The 15,408-nt window shown below is 71.9% G+C and carries 10 protein-coding genes; 8 read left to right on the forward strand and 2 right to left on the reverse strand.

The window, feature by feature from the left end:
• Positions 1 to 199: 199 nt before the first annotated feature.
• The 6 genes from SGUI_RS09055 (at position 200) to SGUI_RS09080 (ending at position 6,340) form a co-directional block, all read left to right on the forward strand.
• The gene (locus SGUI_RS09055) at positions 200 to 1,636 is read left to right on the forward strand and encodes a sensor histidine kinase (protein WP_066639050.1); all 1,437 of its coding nucleotides are present in this window, start codon (positions 200 to 202) and stop codon (positions 1,634 to 1,636) included.
• Positions 1,633 to 2,328, forward strand: a complete 696-nt coding sequence (locus tag SGUI_RS09060; protein ID WP_066639052.1) for a response regulator — start codon at positions 1,633 to 1,635, stop codon at positions 2,326 to 2,328. Before SGUI_RS09055 ends, SGUI_RS09060 begins: the two co-directional genes overlap by 4 nt.
• The gene (locus tag SGUI_RS09065) at positions 2,325 to 3,119 is read left to right on the forward strand and encodes a DUF4097 family beta strand repeat-containing protein (RefSeq protein WP_066639054.1); all 795 of its coding nucleotides are present in this window, start codon (positions 2,325 to 2,327) and stop codon (positions 3,117 to 3,119) included. The genes SGUI_RS09060 and SGUI_RS09065 overlap by 4 nt, the downstream gene beginning before the upstream one ends.
• Before the next feature lie 136 nt (positions 3,120 to 3,255).
• Complete coding sequence (locus SGUI_RS09070) at positions 3,256 to 5,001, forward strand: carbon starvation CstA family protein (RefSeq protein WP_066639056.1); 1,746 nt, start codon at positions 3,256 to 3,258, stop codon at positions 4,999 to 5,001.
• 42 nt (positions 5,002 to 5,043) lie between these two features.
• Complete coding sequence (locus SGUI_RS09075) at positions 5,044 to 5,319, forward strand: cory-CC-star protein (RefSeq protein ID WP_066639058.1); 276 nt, start codon at positions 5,044 to 5,046, stop codon at positions 5,317 to 5,319.
• A 13-nt stretch (positions 5,320 to 5,332) separates the two neighbouring features.
• Positions 5,333 to 6,340 (forward strand): ArsA family ATPase, encoded by a 1,008-nt coding sequence (locus tag SGUI_RS09080; protein WP_066639061.1) that lies wholly within the window; start codon positions 5,333 to 5,335, stop codon positions 6,338 to 6,340.
• Between the two features lie 176 nt (positions 6,341 to 6,516).
• Here the strand turns inward: SGUI_RS09080 and SGUI_RS18305 are convergent, their stop codons facing one another.
• The gene (locus tag SGUI_RS18305) at positions 6,517 to 10,200 is read right to left on the reverse strand and encodes a cell wall-binding repeat-containing protein (RefSeq protein WP_066639064.1); all 3,684 of its coding nucleotides are present in this window, start codon (positions 10,198 to 10,200) and stop codon (positions 6,517 to 6,519) included.
• 236 nt (positions 10,201 to 10,436) lie between these two features.
• On the opposite strand from SGUI_RS18305, the gene SGUI_RS09090 reads away from it, so the two are divergent.
• Both SGUI_RS09090 and SGUI_RS09095 read left to right on the forward strand, forming a co-directional pair.
• A complete protein-coding gene (locus SGUI_RS09090; RefSeq protein WP_066639066.1) occupies positions 10,437 to 12,170 on the forward strand; it encodes an ABC transporter ATP-binding protein in 1,734 nt (577 codons plus the stop codon).
• The gene (locus SGUI_RS09095) at positions 12,167 to 14,161 is read left to right on the forward strand and encodes an ABC transporter ATP-binding protein (protein WP_066639073.1); all 1,995 of its coding nucleotides are present in this window, start codon (positions 12,167 to 12,169) and stop codon (positions 14,159 to 14,161) included. The genes SGUI_RS09090 and SGUI_RS09095 overlap by 4 nt, the downstream gene beginning before the upstream one ends.
• Before the next feature lie 299 nt (positions 14,162 to 14,460).
• Here SGUI_RS09095 and SGUI_RS09100 read toward each other — a convergent pair whose 3' ends face one another.
• The gene (locus SGUI_RS09100; RefSeq protein ID WP_066639074.1) at positions 14,461 to 15,300 is read right to left on the reverse strand and encodes a hypothetical protein; all 840 of its coding nucleotides are present in this window, start codon (positions 15,298 to 15,300) and stop codon (positions 14,461 to 14,463) included.
• Positions 15,301 to 15,408 lie beyond the last annotated feature (108 nt).

The following is a 15,408-nucleotide window of genomic DNA, read 5'->3' on the forward strand; positions in this document are numbered from 1 at the left end:
CACCCCCTGCGCGTCCGCCCCGTCCCGATTCGCCGGGGGTGGGAGAGGTGTCCGTCGAGGAGGGCGCGTCGGCTGTCACGGGACCGACGCGCCCTCCCTCACGTCCGGCCCCGGTCGGGACCACGCGGGGGCTAACCCCCCGGTCGCTCGGGGGAGCACACCCTGCACCGCGGGTCGCGGGCTGACTACGTTGGGTCGTATGAGCGGAGAGACGGCGCGCGCCGACGGCCCCCGCGACCTCGAGCCGGTCGCCATGGCCCGACTGGTGCGCGACCCCACCGGGCCGGTCGGTCCCCCCGTCGAGGACCCGCTCCCGCAGACCTCGCCGCCGGCCTCGGTGCCCGTCCGGCTCCAGGACGGGCTCCTCGGCTGGCTCGCGGACGCCTGGTGGACCGTCTGCTACGTCGTCACCGGTCTCTTCACCGCCGTCGTCGCCCTCACCCTCGCCGGCGTCGCCGTCGGCGGGGTGACCGCGCTGCTCGGGCTGGGGGCAGGGGTGCTCATCCTCGTCCCGGCCATCTGGGGCTCGTTCCTGCTGTCCCGGGTCGAGCGGCACCGCATCGCCGCCTTCCTCGGTGTCGACATCGGCGAGCGCCCGCCCTCGACCGCCCCCACCTGGCGACGCGTGCTGGGCCTGGACGAGGTCCGGCTCAGGGCGCTGGGGTGGGCCGGGCTCCACGGCCTGTGGGGGCTGATCTCCGGCGCGCTCGGCCTCGCGCTGCTCGTCAACGGGGTGCTGCTCGCGACCTCGCCCCTGTGGGCGTGGGTCGGGGACGGCGTCTCGGTCCTGGGCCTGTTCCGCGTCGGCTCGACGCTGGGGATGACGGTGGCCTGGCTCATCGGGGTCGCGGTGGTCCTCGGTATGCCGTGGATCGCGCGCGGCCTCGCCAGCGTCGACGTCGTCCTGGCCCGGTGGCTCATCGGCGAGGACGCGCAGGCGCAGCTGCGCCGGATGAGTGAGCGGGTCGACACCCTGACGACCACCCGCGAGGACACCCTGGACTCCGTGGAGGCCGAGCGTCGACGGATCGAGCGGGACCTGCACGACGGACCCCAGCAGCGGCTGGTCTCGATCGCCATGAGCCTGGGCCTGGCCCGGGACGCGCTCGACCGGGATCCCGACGACCCCGAGGCCGCCCGCCGGGTGCGCCAGCTGCTCGACGAGGCGCACTCCTCGAGCAAGGAGGCGATCACCGAGATGCGCCAGGTCGCGCGCGGCATCGTGCCCCCGATCCTCACCGACCGCGGTCTCGACGCCGCCGTGTCCGCGCTCGCGGCCCGGAGCCCGGTGCCGGTCACGGTGACCGACCGGCTGCCCCCGGGCCGGCTGGACCCGACGATCGAGGCGATCGCCTACTTCTCGGTCTCCGAGGCGCTGACCAACATCGCCAAGCACGCCCGGGCCGGCCGCGCGGGCGTCGAGCTCGGCACGGCCCGTGGCCTGACCGGTGACCTGCTCGCGGTCACGGTCACCGACGACGGGCAGGGCGGTGCGGTCATCGGTGGTGGCAGCGGGCTCACCGGCCTGCGGCAGAGGGTCGGCGCGGTCGACGGCCAGCTGCACGTCCACTCACCCGTGGGCTCGGGCACCACGGTCGCGATCACCCTGCCCCTGCGCGAGAGGACCACCCGATGAGCGTGCATACGGGACGTGCCCCCGAGACCCCCCTGCGGGTCATCCTCGCCGAGGACTCGGTGCTGCTCCGGGACGGCATCGTCCGGCTCCTGGCCGCCACCGGCTTCGAGGTCGTCGACGCCTGCCCTGATGCCCAGACCTTCCTCGCCTCGGTGCGGGAGCACCGGCCCGACCTCGTCGTCGTCGACGTCCGTATGCCCCCCACCTTCACCGCCGAGGGCCTCATGGCCGCGCTGGAGGTGCGCTCCGAGCTGCCCGACGTGGCCGTGGTGGTGCTGAGCCAGTACGTCGAGGAGCGCTACGCCACCGAGCTGCTCGCCGGACGGCCGCGCGGCGTCGGCTACCTGCTCAAGGACCGCGTCGCCGACACGAGCGACTTCGTCGCGGCCCTGCATACCGTGGCCGCGGGCGGGACCGCCCTGGACCCCGAGGTCGTCTCCCAGCTCATGTCCCGCGCCCGCAACATCGACCCGCTGGAGCGCCTCACCGCGCGCGAGCGCGACGTCATGCGCCTCATGGCGCAGGGGCGCACCAACAGCGCGATCAGCCGCGAGCTGTTCATCGGCGAGGGCGCGGTGGAGAAGAACGTCTCCTCGATCTTCAGCAAGCTCGACCTGCCGCCCACGGACGACGACCACCGGCGCGTCCTCGCCGTCCTGCAGTGGCTCGAGCACGGGCAGGGCGCGGGATGACCGGGACTACCACCAGGTCGCTGCCACCGGTCCGCGAGCAGGCCCGGGCGGTCCGGCGCCGTCACGGCGGCTACGCCGGGCTGCGCGTCGCGGGCGGCGTCGTCACCGCGGTGCTCGTCGCGGGCGCGGCGGTCGGCTCGGTCCCCGGGATGCTCCGGCAGTCCGCCACGCAGCTGCTGGACCTGCCCGACGACCTCGACCGGGTGGTCGTGCAGGCGCCGATCGGCGACGTCGAGGTGCGCGAGCTGCGCGCCGGCGAGCGGGCGCAGGTCGAGGCACAGGTGTCCTGGGCGCTGGACCAGCCCGAGCTGGAGCTGCTCGACGGACCGGACGACGGCTCGGTGCTCGTCCAGGCACCCTGCGGCGACAACCTCGGCCAGTGCTCGGCGGACTTCTCGCTGGCCGTGCCGCCCGGGACCGACGTCGAGGTGGCCGGCGGCTTCGGCGACGTCGACGTCAGCACGACCGGCGCCGTCGAGGCGAGCGCCACGGGTGGAGACCTCACCATCGGCGGCAGCCCCGAGCGGGTCGAGCTGGACTCCACGATGGGGGACGTCACCGTCGAGAGCCGGGGCGAGACCCCGCCCGAGCTGGTGCGGGTGGACAGCACGATGGGAGACGTCAGGGTCGTCCTGCCCCGGGGCTTCTCCTACGCCGTCACCACGGACGCCGACCTCGGCGACGCGGAGGTCACCGTCGACCGGGTCGCCGACTCCCCCTACGTCGTGGACGTCGGGACCACGATGGGCGACGTCGCGGTGACCTCCGCGGCACCCTCCGGCGATGGCTGACGCCCGCTCCGACGCGTGGCGCGCGCTGCGGGCATACCCCGGATGTGACGCCTGAGCCTGGTGTGACTTTGCGCAAAGGGTTACGCTGGGGCAGCCGCACCCTGCCGTCCAGGGCTCATCGTCAACGGAGACTGCCATGAACTCGCTCGTGCTCGCCCTCATCGGGGTCGTGATGATCCTCGCGGGCTACGCCCTCTACTCCCGCTTCCTCGCGACGAAGATCTACGCGCTGGACGACTCGCGGCCCACCCCCGCGCACCAGCTCGAGGACGGCGTCGACTACGTCCCGACCAACAAGTACGTCCTCTGGGGGCACCACTTCACCTCGGTGGCGGGAGCCGCCCCGATCGTCGGTCCGGCCATCGCCGTCATCTGGGGCTGGCTGCCGGCCTTCCTCTGGGTGACCATCGGCACCGTCTTCTTCGCCGGCATGCACGACCTGGGGTCGCTGTGGGCCTCGGTGCGCAACAAGGGCCAGTCCATGGGGGCGCTGTCCGGCCGCTACATCGGCGGCCGCGGCCGCAACCTCTTCCTCGTCGTCATCTTCCTGCTCCTGCTCATGGTCAACGCCGCCTTCGCGGTCGTCATCGCCGGGCTGCTCGTCTCGACCCCGACCGCGGTCATCCCGACCTGGGGCGCGCTGCTCGTCGCGCTGGGCGTCGGTCAGGCGATCTACCGGCTGCGCTGGAGCCTGCCCCTCGTGTCGGTCGTCGGCGTCGTGGCGCTCTACGCGCTCATCTGGGTCGGCGACCAGGTGCCGCTCGCGCTCCCGGAGACCGTCGCGGGGATCCCGGACGACGGCGTCTGGATCGTCCTGCTCTTCGTGTATGCCGGTATCGCCTCGATGCTGCCGGTCTGGGTGCTGCTGCAGCCGCGCGACTACATCAACGGGCTGCAGCTGTTCATCGCGCTCGGCATCCTCTACGGCTCGGTCCTGCTGGCCCGTCCCGAGATCGTCGCCCCCGCGGTCAACGGCAACGTCCCCGAGGGCACGCCCTCGATCGTCCCGCTGCTCTTCGTCACCATCGCCTGCGGCGCGATCTCGGGCTTCCACGGGATGGTGAGCTCGGGCACCAGCTCCAAGCAGCTGGACAAGGAGAGCGACGCCCGGTTCGTGGGCTACTTCGGCGCGGTCGGCGAGGGCCTGCTCGCCCTCGGCGCGATCATCGCCGCGACGGCCGGCTTCCAGACGCTCGCGGCCTGGGAGGAGGTCTACGCGGCCTTCGGTGACGGCAGCGTCGGGGCCTTCGTCGCCGGCGGCGGCGCCATCGTCGAGAGCGGGCTGGGCCTGCCGCAGTCGCTGTCCGCCACCATCCTGGCCACCACCGCGATCCTCTTCGCCGCCACCACGATGGACACCGGCGTCCGGCTGCAGCGCTTCGTCGTCCAGGAGATCGGCGAGATCGGCGGCGTCCGGCTCGGCAAGGGCGTGGCCACGGTCATCGCCGTCGGGGTGGCCCTCGCGCTGACCTTCGGGTCCGGCGCCGACGGCTCGGGCGGACTGCTCATCTGGCCGCTCTTCGGCACCACCAACCAGCTGCTGGCGGCGCTCACGCTGTCGATCATCGCGATCATGCTGCTGCGTCGCGGGCGCACCGCCCTCCCGGCGCTCATCCCGCTCGTCTTCGTCGGCGTGATGACGCTCTACGCGCTCTTCATCCAGCTCGGCACCTTCTGGGACACGCGGAACTGGCTGCTGCTCGTGCTCGACCTCGTCATCCTCGTCGCCGCCCTGTGGGTCTTCGTCGAGGCGATCGGCGCGATGCGCAAGGCGAAGGACTACCAGGGCGACGACGACGCGGAGCTCGCGGAGATGTCCGCCGCCGAGGTCGCCGGGAAGCCCTCCGGTGGCGAGCGCGGGTCGGCCTCGAGCGAGGACTGAGGAAGGGGCATGCCGTGGTGCGCCACGGCATACCCTGGAGCCATGACGGACACCTCGCCAGCGCGTCGGCGGCTGCGCTCCGCCGCCGGCGTGGTGCGCGACGTCCTCGCGGGCCCGTACGCCCGCACCTTCGCCCGGGCGCGCCGGGACGAGGACGACCTCTTCATGGTCATCGTCATGGCCGAGGCACTCGGGGTGCCCAACCCGGCGAGCTACTACACGGTCGAGCTGCTGCCCGTGGTCTACGACCAGGTGCACGACTGGCACCGGCGCATGGGGCTGGACCGCAGCCCGCTCGAGCACGTCTCGTGCTGCTGATGCCGGGCCCGGGGTGCTGAGCGGGCTCGCCGCCGGCCGTGAGGTGCTCTTCGTCGGCGGCAAGGGCGGGGTCGGCAAGACCGCGGTCGCCTCCGCGCTCGGGCTGTCCCTGGCGCGGGCCGGGCGGCGCGTGCTCCTCGTCTCGACCGACCCCGCGCACAACCTCGGCCACCTGTGGGACCAGCGGGTGGGCGACGAGATCACCGAGCTCGCGCCCCTGCTGCGCGGCCTCGAGATCGACCCGGCGCGGACCACCGCGCAGCACCTGGCCGCCGTGCGCTCGACCATGGAGCGGCTCATGCCAGATCACCTCCAGGGCGGGGTCCGCCGTCACCTGGAGCTGGCCCGCGACGCGCCGGGGACGCACGAGGCCGCGGTGCTCGAGCGCATCGCGGAGGTGGTCGAGCAGCGGCACCCGGACGAGCTGGTCGTCTTCGACACGGCGCCGTCGGGGCATACCGCGCGGCTGGTGGCGCTGCCCGAGCTCATGCAGGCCTGGACGGGCGGGCTGATGCGCCGGCAGGAGCGCTCGGCCCGATTCGGGGCGGCGCTGCGGGGACTGCAGGGGCAGGGTCGCAGGGACGCTGACGCGGGTGACCGGGCGGCCGCGGACATCGTCGGCAGCTCGCGGCCGGTCGACCAGCGCGGGCGGCGCGACGCCGAGATCCGGCAGATCCTGGACCGCCGACAGGCCCGCTTCACCGGGCTCCGCTCGCTGCTGCAGGACGACGCGCGCAGCTCCTTCGTCATCGTGCTCGCCGCCGAGCGGCTGCCGGTGCTGGAGTCGGTCGAGCTGCACGAGCAGCTCACCCGGGCGGGGATGGGCGTCGGCGCGCTGGTGGTCAACAAGCGCTCCCCGGCGGACGCCGGCGAGCTGCTGGCCGACCGGCGCGCCGTCGAGCAGCGCTACGTCGCCCAGCTCGGCGCCGCCCTGCCCGACCTGCCGCTGCACGAGGTCCCGCTGCTGCCGGGCGACCTCGTCGGCGAGGACGCCCTCCTCCGCCTCGCCTCGTTCCTCTGACCCGAATTCGACCTCTGCTTTGTTCGCCATGGCGAGGTTTCCAGAGGTCGAAATCCGGCGGGGAGGTCGACATCCGGCGGGGAGGTCGACATCCGGCGGGTATGACGAGGCCCCCGGGGCGCGCTGCCTGGCGCGTCCCGGGGGCCTGTCGGTGTCACTCCGTCAGGTCGGTGACCTCACGGGTAGACGACGGCCTCCAGGGTCTCCTGGACCTCGAGGCTCACCGCGCCGTAGCCGCCGACGATGTGCACGAGCTGGGCGCGCATCTGCGTCATGGCCTCGACCGTGTCGGCGGGCAGCATCTCCGGCTTGGTGAGCAGGACCGCCATGTTGTTCATCGCCGCCACCGGGGCCGCCGCGAGGGCGTCCGGGAACTCCGTACCGGTCGCCAGGAAGGCGCCCGGTCCCGGGGTCGGGAAGAACTCGCCGGCGACCGCGGCCGCCGTGCCGTAGCGGTTGGTGCCGCCGAGGCGGACGACCTCACCGGCGCTGGCACCGGCGGCGCCCGCGACGTCGTCGGAGACCGCCGCGTCGCCACCGATGACGTAGACCGTCTCCGGCGAGAGGCGGGCCAGCTCCTCGGAGGTGGCACCCGGCAGCAGGTCGGGCCGCGTGAGCAGGACCGAGGCGTCCTCCATGCCGGCCGCCGCGGCCGCCGCGAGGGCGTCCGGGTAGTCCCTGCCGCTGGCGAGGAAGACGACGTCGGCGTTCTCCGCGTGCGACTGGCTGACCTGGACCGCGGTCTCGTACCGGTTCGACCCGGCGAGCCGCTCCGTCTCGGCATACTCGCCCAGCGCGGTCACGACGTCGTCGTCGACCGCACCGTCGCCACCGAGGACGACGATGCTGTCCGGGCCGAGCTGCTGCAGCGCCATACGGGTCGCGTCCGGCAGCGCGTCCGGCTGGGTGAGCAGGACCGGAGCCTCCACCGAGCCCGCCAGCGCACCGCCGGCGAGCGCGTCGGGGAAGGCCTGACCGCTGGCGACGTAGACCGTCTCGGCACCCTGCGGGAAGGCCTCGACGGCCAGCTCGGACGCGGTGGAGTACCGGTCCTGACCCAGGGTGCGCTCGACGCTCGCGCGGTCCTCGTTGCCGTAGTCGGACCCCTCGAAGGCGATCCCGAAGACCGGGCTGTCCCAGGTCTCGGTCTGCGCCTCGCGGTCGTCGTTCCACGCCTTCGCCTTGGTGACGGTCAGCTCGAGGATGTAGTCGCCGTCCGGCACCCGCACCTTCGCGCCGTTCTCGTCCAGCATCATGCCGTCCCAGGGGTAGGCGCTGAAGCCGTTGCGGGTGGCCGAGCGGGCGAGGTAGTCGAGCTCGGCGACGGTGCCCACGGACTCACCCTTGCTGCCGTCGTCCGCGGCCGCGAAGACCTCCCACTCCATCCGACGGGCCTGGTGCTCGAAGTGGACGAGGACCTGCGGGGCGTCGTCCTGCTCCATCGAGTAGACGTAGCCCTCGTCGACGTAGGAGTAGGTGCCGCCCTCCTCCACGCACTCGTAGCCGAGGAACAGGCCGCACTCGGCGACGACGCCCATGGCGGGCATCTCCTGGGTGACGTTGCCGTCCGCGTCGATCTGGTCGGCCAGCACCTCGGTCTCCTGCAGGTCGGCCGCCTGGCCGCCGTAGGCCACCGTGTAGGTGTCGGCCTCCTCGCCCTCACCGCTGGTGAAGGTGACGTAGCCGCCGAAGATCGGGCCCATCTCGCCCTCGACCGCCGGCGAGGTGATGGTCATGGGGACCTCCACGCTGCCGCCCGCGGGCACGGTGACGCTGGACGCGACCTCGACCTCGGCCGGCGCCAGGTAGTAGCCGAACACATTCGCCGTGCCGGACGTGGCCACGGCCGGGATGTGCTCGACGGCGTAGACCTGCTCGGTGTCGCTGGTGTTGGTCACTGTCACCGACTGGGTGCTGCTCTCACCGGAGAGCTGCTGGCCGAGCTGCACCAGACCGGGTTCGATCGTGGTCTGCGCCAGGATCGAGTCGTCGATCTGGATCATGCCCGTGCCCTGTCGGTGCACGATCTCCAGGCCGACGTCCGGCGCGCCGTTGAAGGGCAGCTGGATCGAGCTGTTCTGCAGCCTGAGCTTGGCCTCCTCGACGCCCAGGTCGGGGTCCGCCTCGAGCATGAGGGCGGCGGCGCCCGCGACGTGCGGGGCGGCCATCGACGTGCCCGAGAGCGTGGCGTAGGGCTGGGTCTCCAGCGGGTAGGTGGAGTAGATCAGACCACCCGGCGCTGTCAGGTCCGGCTTGAAGGTCGTGTCGGCCATCGTGCCGATGGAGCTGAACGAGCTGATGAGCCCACCGTTGGGGTTGGGGACCGAAGCCTCCTCGCCGGTCCAGGTCACCGTGTGGCCGTCGGTCGCCAGCGCGTCCGCCGCCAGCCGCTCACCGTCGGCCTGACCGACCATGACGACGGGGACCTCGATGGGCGGGTCCCCTGCCACGCTGGGGTTGATGGTGCCCGCGACGTTGTTGTAGAGCATGACACCGGCCGCTCCGGCGGCCTGGCCGTTACGGGCCTTCTCGTAGAAGCTGCAGGTGCCGCGCTGGATCAACACCCAGTTGCCCTCGATGACGGCCTGCTCCTCCGCGGTGAAGGGGTCGGCGCCGCAGGCCTGCGCCTCGGTGGTCCCGGGCTCGTGGACGGCCACCAGGGTGTCCTCGCCGGAGGTCGGCGGCACGGGGGCCGGGGATCCGACGGAGAAGGGGACGTCGTTGCCCTCCTCGTCGACGAAGACAATGGCGTCGTAGAACGTGTTGTCGACCGAGCCGACACCGATGGTGTCCTCGCCGACGCCGGGGGCGCCGACGGAGTGCAGGCCGTTGGCACCGGAGTTGCCGATCGAGGCGACGACGATGACGCCCTCGCGGGCGAGCGCGTCGGTGGCCTGCGCGGTCGGGTACTCCTTCCACGCCGAGAAGGCCGAGCCGATGGAGAGGTTCACCACGTCCATGTCGTCGGCCAGGGTCTGCTCCATGGCGTGGAGCATGATGTCGCTGTCGGTCGACCCCTCGCAGCCGAAGACGCGGTATGCGCCCAGCGTCACGCCGGGCGCCACGCCCGTCACCTCGCCGCTGGCGCCGGTGATGCCGGCGACGTGCGTGCCGTGGCCCTGGCAGTCGTCCGGGTCCTCGTCGGGGAACGGCTTGGGCTGGTATGCCTCGCCCGCCGACGGGTCCGCGTTGTAGTCGTCACCGACGAAGTCGTAGCCGAAGGCCACCCGCTCCGTCGGGAAGGTCGTGCTGTCCGGGCTGCCGTTGCCCCCGAAGTCGGGGTGGTCGTAGTCGATACCGGTGTCGATGATGCCGACCTTGACGCCGGTGCCGTCGTAGCCGAGCTCGCTCTGGACGATGTCGGCCCCGGTCATGCTGATGGCGGTGAACAGCTCCGGGTCGACCTGGGTGCCCTCCGGCTCCTCCGGCGCGTCCACGACGCCGACGGGGAAGATGGCCTCGACCGCGTCCGAGGAGGCCAGCTGGGGCAGCGAGTCCTCCTCGGCGCTCACGGACAGGCCGTTCCACAGGCTGCCGAACTCCGAGCGCACCTCCAGCTCGACCCCGGCGTCGGCGACGTCGGCGAGGAAGCGGTCACGCTGGGACTCGATGGAGTCCATCGACCCGCCCAGGACCGTGCTCGGGCCGGCGAGCTGGACGAAGTAGGCACCGGGGACGACCTGCGTCCCGGAGCCCTGGACGGTCTGGATCTTGCTCTCCGGAGCCGGTGAACCCGGCGCGACGAGGGCGTCGTCGTCCGCGGCCGCCGACAGCGGTGCCAGCACGGCACCGGTCAGCGACAGGACGGCGATCGCGGAGAGGGTGCGGCGGGGACGTCCCCCGGGCCATGCACTGCTCACGAATGATCTCCTTCGATGGTGGCGGCCGCACAGGGGTGTCGTGGACCACTCTCGACCCTAGGCTCGATGGCGCCGTCTGCACCCGGGATCGCGTCACGATCGGGTCACGATCAGGTCACGGCGTAGGGTTACCTGCCCTCGCGTCAACCGCCTCTGAACTGCAGCGATGCTCCTTACCATTCCTGAGACGTCCGCGATCTGGAGCCTCTCCCTGCGTGAGGGTGCACAATCAAGAGGTGCTCGTCCGACTCCTGCGGCGCCAGCTGCGTCCCTACCTGCCCCTGGTCGTCGCGGTCATGCTCCTCCAGCTCCTCGCGACGGCCGCCAGCCTCTACCTGCCGGCCCTCAACGCGGACATCATCGACCAGGGGATCGTGCAGACCGACCTGCCCTACATCTGGCGGGTCGGGGCGATCATGCTCGGCGTCAGCGCGGTGCAGGCGCTCGCGCAGATCGGGGCGACCTGGGCCGCCGCGCGCACCGCGATGGGCGTCGGGCGGGACACCCGGGCCGGGCTCTTCGAGCACGTCCTGAGCTTCTCCTCGCGCGAGCTCGGCGAGTTCGGCGCCCCGTCCCTCATCACGCGCAGCACCAACGACGTGCAGCAGGTCCAGCAGGTGACGTTCATGTCCCTGGTCATGCTCGTCGCGGCACCGATCACCGCCGTCGGTGGTGTCGTCATGGCCGTCCGGCAGGACGTCGGCCTCTCCCCGCTCATCGCCGTCGCGGTCACGGTCCTGCTCCTCGGGATGGGCCTCATCATCCGTCGCATGGTGCCGCTCTTCCGCGCCAACCAGCGCCAGCTCGACGCGGTCAACCGGGTCATGCGCGAGCAGATCACCGGCATACGCGTCATCCGCGCCTTCACCCGCGAGCCGCAGGAGCGCGACCGTTTCGCCGCCACCAACACCGAGCTGACCGGCATCGGGCTGCGCCTGGGCGACCTCATGGCGCTGATGTTCCCCTTCGTCATGCTGTTGATGAACCTGTCCACCGTCGGCGTCATCTGGTTCGGCGCCCACCGCGTCGACACCGGCGACATGGAGGTCGGGGCGCTCACCGCATACATCAGCTATCTCATCCAGATCCTCATGTCGATCATGATGGCGACGATGGTGGCGACGATGATCCCGCGCGCCACCGTCTCGGCCGAGCGCATCGAGGCGGTGCTCGGGACCGGCACGACGCTCGTCACCCCGGACGAGCCCCGCTCACCCTCCGGCCGGGCGCCCGGCGAGGTCACGATGCGGGACGTCAGGTATGCCTACCCCGGCGCCGACGCGCCCGTCCTGTGCGACATCGACCTCGTGGCCCGGCCCGGCACCACCACCGCGATCGTCGGTGCCACCGGCTCGGGCAAGACCACCCTGCTGCGCCTCGTGCCGCGACTCGCGGACGTCACGGGCGGGGCCGTCCTGCTCGACGGCGTCGACGTGCGCGACCTCGCGCCGGAGGAGCTGTGGTCGATGGTCGGCCTCGTCCCGCAGCGGCCCTACCTCTTCTCCGGCACGGTCGCCAGCAACCTGCGCTTCGGGCGCCCCGACGCCACCGACGACGAGCTGTGGGAGGCCCTGCGGGTGGCGCAGGCCGACGACTTCGTGGGCGCGACCGAGCTGGGGCTCGAGCACCCCATCGCGCAGGGGGGCGGCAACGTCTCCGGGGGGCAGCGGCAGCGGCTGTGCATCGCCCGGGCGCTCGTGGCCCGGCCCCGGGTCTACCTCTTCGACGACTCCTTCTCGGCCCTCGACGTCGCCACCGACGCCCGGCTGCGGCGCGCCCTGCGCCCGCACATCCGCGACGCGACGGTCATCGTCGTGGCGCAGCGGGTCTCCACAATCGTCGACGCCGACCAGATCGTCGTGCTCGACCAGGGTCGGATCGTGGGCGTGGGCAGGCATACCGAGCTCCTCGAGGACTGCTCGACGTATGCCGAGATCGCCCGCTCGCAGGAGCAGGGGGCGGCGGTATGAGCGAGCGCCAGGACGAACGTCCGTCGAGCTCGACGCCCCGGCGCGGACCGGCGGGAGGGCACGGCGCCGCGGTGCCCGTGGAGCGGGCCAGCAACTTCGGGGCCTCGGCGCGGCGACTGGTGGGCCGGCTCGCGCCCTACCGACTGCTCATCGGGCTGGCGGTCCTGCTCACCCTGGTCGCCGTGATCCTCAGCGTCCTCGGACCGCGTGTGCTCGGCCGGGCGACCGACTACGTCTTCGCCGGCTTCCTCGGGTCACGCCTCCCCGAAGGCGCCGACGTGGACCAGATCGTCTCCGGCCTACGGGCGCAGGGGCAGGACACGCAGGCCGACCTCATCGAGGGCACCCCCTTCCTCGTGCCGGGGCAGGGGATCGACTTCGGCGCGGTCGGCCGCACGATCGCGGTCGTCATCGTGCTCTACGTCGCCTCGGGCGTCCTCATGTGGGTCTCCACCCGGCTCGTCAACCGGATCTCCATGCGCACCGTCCGGGACCTGCGCGCCGACGCCGAGGACCAGCTGCACGAGCTGCCGCTGGCCTACTTCGACGCCCAGCCGCGCGGCGAGATCCTCTCCCGGGTGACCAACGACCTCGACAACCTGCAGCAGACGCTGCAGCAGACCTTCGGCCAGCTGCTCAACGCCCTGGTGACCGTGGTGGCGATCCTCGCGATGATGCTGTGGATCTCGCCGATGCTGACCCTCATCGCGGTGCTCACGGTCCCGCTCTCCATCGTCGTCACGATCCTCATCGCCCGGCGCAGCCAGCGGCTCTTCAAGGCCCAGTGGGCGCATACCGGGACGCTCAACGGGCAGATCGAGGAGGCCTACACCGGGCACGAGCTGGTGACCGTCTTCGGACGCCGCGAGCAGGTCACCGAGCGCATGCGGGAGATCAACGACCAGCTCTACGACGTCACCTGGCGGGCGCAGTTCATGAGCGGCGTGATCATGCCGGCGATGTTCCTCATCGGCAACCTCGGGTATGTCCTCGTCGCCGTCGTCGGTGCGCTGCGGGTCACGTCGGGCACCCTCTCGCTCGGCAGCGTGCAGGCCTTCATCCAGTACTCCCGCCAGTTCACCCAGCCGGTGACCCAGGTGGCCTCCATGGCCAACCTGCTCCAGTCCGGCGTCGCCTCGGCCGAGCGCACCTTCGAGCTGCTGGACGCCGACCGGCAGGTGCCCGACCCGGAGGAGTCCGGCTCCCCGGCGCGCGACCACGGGGGCCGGATCGCCTTCGAGGACGTGAGCTTCTCCTACGGCAGCGAGCCGCTCATCGAGGACCTGTCGCTCGTCGCCGAGCCGGGCCAGACGGTGGCCATCGTCGGACCCACCGGCGCCGGCAAGACCACGCTGGTCAACCTCATCCTGCGGTTCTACGAGCTGGACTCCGGCCGGATCACGCTCGACGGGCAGGACATCACGACGATGACCCGGGCCGACCTGCGCTCGCGGGTCGGGATGGTGCTGCAGGACACCTGGCTCTTCGAGGGCACCATCCGGGACAACATCGCCTACGGACGACCCGGCGCCACCGAGGAGGAGGTCCGCTCCGCCGCCGAGGCCGCCTTCGTGGACCGCTTCGTGCAGCACCTGCCCGAGGGCTACGACACCGTGCTCAACGACGACGCCGCGGCCGTCTCCGTCGGGGAGAAGCAGCTGCTCACCATCGCCCGCGCCGTCATCTCCCAGCCCTCGCTGCTCATCCTCGACGAGGCGACCAGCTCGGTCGACACCCGCACCGAGCTGCTCATCCAGGAGGCGATGGCCCGGCTGCGTGAGCACCGCACCAGCTTCGTCATCGCGCACCGGCTCTCCACGATCCGGGACGCCGACCTCATCCTCGTCATGGAGGCGGGCCGGATCGTCGAGCAGGGCACCCACGAGGAGCTGCTCGACGCGGGCGGACCGTATGCCCGTCTGCACGCCGCGCAGTTCAGCGGGGCCGCGGTCTCGGGCGAGGACCTGGACCTCAGCCCGGCGAACCCCTGACCTCCGCGGCCGGCCCGGCATACCCCTTGGCCGGCCCGGCATACCCCCGGAATTCGACTGTTGGTTTGTTCGCCATGGCAGGCAAACGAGAGGTCGAATTCCTGCCGTCCCGCGCTCTGCCCGAATTCGACTACTGCTTTGCGCGCCATGGCGAACAAAGGAGAGGTCGAATTCCGGGCAAGGGGCGAGAGGTGAGCAGGCAGGAAGGTATGCCGTGGCCCGGGCCGGGAGGTATGTCGGGGGCCCGGACGTTTGCCCTGCGAGACCCTGACGTCAGGGCCGGGAGTGACCCGTGGGCCTCAGCCCTCGGAGCCGCCCATGACCTCCTCGATCGGCACGGCGTCCTCGGGGGCCTCGACCTGCGGGGCGTCGTTCCAGTCGGTGATGTTCATCTCGAGGTCGTCGTCCTCGCCGGACTCACCCGGGATGAGGACGCGGAGCAGGTTGTCCTCGCCGTCGGCGGAGACCCAGACCTCGGCGTTCTCGTCCTCGATGACGTAGTGGTAGGCCTCGGTGCCGTCGACGTCGCCCATCTCGGCGGTCGAGGTCTGCATGTCCGAGGCGTCGGTGGGAACCTCGGCGAAGAACTCCTCCCACAGGCTGGACAGCGAGAAGGTCTCGCCGATGCCCATCTCCGGCGGCACCTCGATGTACTGCCCGGCGAGGGTGCCCGCCTGGGCCTCGCCGCCCGCCATCGTCCAGAAGGCCTCGTCGCCGTTGAGGTAGTAGGTCTCGTCGACCGCGATGATCGAGACGGTGCCGTCGTCGATCGTGGCGTCCACCTGGAAGTTGGAGTCGTCGAGCTGGCCGGTGAGGGTGGCGTCGATCGTCATCTCGCCGTCGGAGCCGACGATGGTCGCGGTCATCGACTCGGCGTTGCTGGCGTTGTCGATGACGGTGGGCCACAGCTCCTCGAAGGCCGGCACGCCCGAGGCGTCCCCGGAGTCCTCGGAGGTCTCCTCCTCGGTCATCTCCTCCGTGGTCTCCTCCGGGGCAGAGGTATCTTCGGCCGAGGTCTCCTCCGGGGCGCTCTCGGTCTCCGTCGCCGCGGGCTCGTCCTCGCCGCCGCAGGCGGCAAGACCGCCCAGCAGCAGGCCCGAGAGCGCGATCGTGGTGATGTGGCGGTGCCTGGTGGACATGGTGGTCCCTCTCGTCGATGATCAGCGCCTTTGCCCCACACGGCCGCTGCCCGGCGGACGGACCCCTCACGATCGTCCGTGGCGCAGGCTCACCCTACAGTGCGGCAC

The organism is Serinicoccus hydrothermalis (assembly GCF_001685415.1).
GTDB classification, from domain to species: Bacteria; Actinomycetota; Actinomycetes; order Actinomycetales; family Dermatophilaceae; genus Ornithinicoccus; species Ornithinicoccus hydrothermalis.